Genomic DNA, 3,062 nt, shown 5'->3' with positions numbered 1-3,062 from the left:
AGGTGTCCCGTTCTCCGCGGGAGTTCTGGGGTTTGCTGGAGCGGGAGCGGGTTACGGTGTTGAGTCAGACGCCGTCGGCGTTTTATCAGCTGATGGCGGTCCGGTCCGAGGTTGGTGGGCTGGAGCATGTGCGGGCGGTGGTTTTTGGTGGTGAGGCGTTGGAGCCGGCACGGCTGACCGGTTGGTGGGAGCGGTACGGCGAAGCTGGGCCGCGGTTGGTGAACATGTACGGGATTACCGAGACGACGGTGCATGTCACTCATCACGATCTCGCTCCGGATATTCAGGGCAGTGTGATCGGGCGTGGTCTTCCTGGTCTGTCGGTGTTCGTTCTGGATGAGTGGCTTCAGCCGGTGCCGGTGGGTGTGGTGGGTGAGTTGTATGTGGCCGGGCCGCAGGTGGCTCGGGGGTATGTGAATCGTGCGGGGTTGACGGGTGAACGGTTCGTGGCGTGCCCGTTCGTGCCGGGGCAGCGGATGTACCGGACCGGGGACCGGGCCCGCTGGAACCCCGATGGGCGGTTGGTGTTCGCCGGGCGTGTCGATGACCAGGTGCAGGTCCGGGGGTTCCGGATCGAGCCGGGTGAGGTCGAGGCGGTGCTCGCGGCGCATCCCGGCGTGACGCGGGCCGTGGTGATTGCGCGGGAGGACGTCCCCGGTGATGTCCGGTTGGTGGGTTATGTGGTGCCTGCGGGGGAGGTGGAGGGGCTGCCGGAGGTGGTGCGCGGGTTCGCGGCCGGTCGGTTGCCGTCGTACATGGTGCCGTCGGCGGTGGTCGTGCTGGAGGCGATGCCGTTGACGGGCAACGGAAAACTGGACCGCTCGGCGCTGCCGAAGCCCGGTCACAGCGGTGGCGGGCGGGCGCCTGCCACAACGGAAGAAGAGCTGGTGTGCCAGGGCTTCGCCGAGGTGCTCGATGTGGAGCGCGTGGGGCTTGATGACGACTTCTTCGCGCTGGGTGGGCATTCGCTGCTGGCGGTGTCACTGGTGGAGTGGTTGCGTCAGCGTGGCGTTTCGGTGTCGGTGCGGGCGTTGTTCCTGACGCCGACCCCGGCCGAGCTGGCCGCGGTGGCCGGTCCGGAGCCGGTGGTGGTACCGCCGAATCTGATCCCGGCCGACACCACCGAATTGACGCCGGGGATGGTGACGCTGGTCGACCTGACCGAGGTCGAGATCGCGCGGGTGGTGGCGGCCGTGCCGGGTGGGGTGGCGAACATCCAGGACATCTACCCGCTCGCGCCGTTGCAGGAAGGCATCTTCTTCCACCACCTGATGACCGGCCGGGACGGCACGGATGTATACGCGACTCCGACAGTGCTGGCTGTGGACAGCCTGGCGCGGCTGGACGGTCTGCTGGTGGCGTTGCGCTGGTTGATCGATCGACACGACATCTATCGCACCGCGGTACTGTTCGACGGGCTTCGGGAGCCGGTTCAGGTGGTCACCCGCCGTGCTCCGCTGCCGGTCGAGGAAGTGGTCCTCGACCCGCACGGCCCGGACCCGGTCGACCAGCTCCTGTCCGCGGGCGAATCCGCCATCGACCTGACGCGGGCGCCGCTGCTGCGGGCTCGTGTGCTGGCGGTCCCGGACGGTGGCTGGCTGGTGCTGTTGCGCATTCACCACCTGATCCAGGATCACACCACCTTCGACGTGGTGCTTGACGAACTTCGCGCGTTCCTTTCCGGTGAGGCGGACGAGTTGCCGCCACCGGTGCGGTTCCGTGACTTCGTCGCGCAAGCCCGGCGTGGCGTGTCACAGGAGAACCACGAACGCTACTTCACCGAGCTGCTCGCCGACGTCACCGAAACCACCGCCCCTTACGGGCTTACGGACGTTTACGGTGATGGCACCGGCTCGGCGCAGGTCCGGTCGACGGTGGACGCCGCGCTGACCGATCGGCTCCGAGGCCTGGCGCGGAGGTTCGGGGTGAGCCCGGCGACGCTGTTCCACCTGGCGTGGGCGCGCGTACTCGGCACGCTGTCCGGTCGTGACGACGTCGTGTTCGGAACCGTCCTTTTCGGACGCTCGGACGCCGGTGCGGGAACCGGCCGTACGCCGGGGCTGTTCATCAACACGCTTCCGGTGCGGGTACGCCTGGCGGGCGGGAACGTGGACGAGGCCCTCGTGGACATGCGCCGCCAGCTCGCCGACCTGATGGTGCACGAACACGGTTCGCTCGCCACGGCGCAACGGGCCGGCGGGGTGCCCGGGACGAGCCCGCTGTTCACCTCGCTGTTCAACTACCGGCACAATCTGCCCACCGACCGGCATCCCGGGACCGGCCTCGACGGTGTGACCCCGGTGCTGGTGCGGGACTACTCGAACTACCCGATGGTCGTGTCCGTGGACGACGACGGGACCGGTTTCGAGCTGGAGGTGGAGGCCGCCGCCCCGGTCGACCCGTCCTGGGCGGGCGAGCTCCTGCTGACGTGCGTCGAAGGCCTGGCGGTGGCGTTGGAGCAGGACCCCGGAACCGCGCTGTCCACTGTGGACGTACTCGGTGCGGCCGGGCGGGAACGGATCCTGACGGAATGGAACGACACCGCGGCGACCGCGCCGGGCATGTCCGTGCCCCAGGCGTTCGCGGCGCGCGTCGCGGCCGAGCCGGACGCGATCGCCGTGGTGAGTGCCGACGGTGAACTCACCTTCCGCGAGCTGGACGCGCGTTCGGATCGTCTGGCGCGGGTGCTCGTGGGTGGCGGAATCGGGCCGGAGCCGGTGTTCGCCGTGCTCATGGAGCGATCGGCCGATCTGGTCGTGGCCGCGCTCGCCGTGGTGAAGGCCGGCGGGGTGTTCCTCCCGCTGGACTCCACCTGGCCGGCGGCACGGACCCATGCGGTGCTGAAGGACGCGGGTGCCTGTCTGCTCGTGGTGAGCGAGGCTACGGCAGGCCAGGACTTCGGCCTCGTGGAGGTGCGGGCGGACGCCGGGGCCGACGTGGGCTTGCTCCCGGTCGTCCCGGAATCGGGTGCGGCCTACGTGATGTATACGTCGGGGTCGACGGGGGTGCCGAAGGGTGTTGTGGCCACGCACGGGGATGTGGTGCGGCTGGCGAAGGATCGC

At 69.2% G+C, this 3,062-nt stretch carries 1 protein-coding gene; it reads left to right on the top strand.

Translation table 11 applies throughout. The features are described from left to right. Window positions 1–3,062: AMP-binding protein (locus A3CE_RS60085; protein ID WP_211231796.1), on the top strand; the 3,062-nt coding region annotated here is incomplete at both ends.

It is taken from the genome of Amycolatopsis balhimycina FH 1894 (assembly GCF_000384295.1).
GTDB lineage: Bacteria > Actinomycetota > Actinomycetes > Mycobacteriales > Pseudonocardiaceae > Amycolatopsis > Amycolatopsis balhimycina.
The sequence above is the reverse complement of the archived record's forward strand: the minus strand, read 5'-3'. Positions and strand labels throughout refer to the sequence as shown.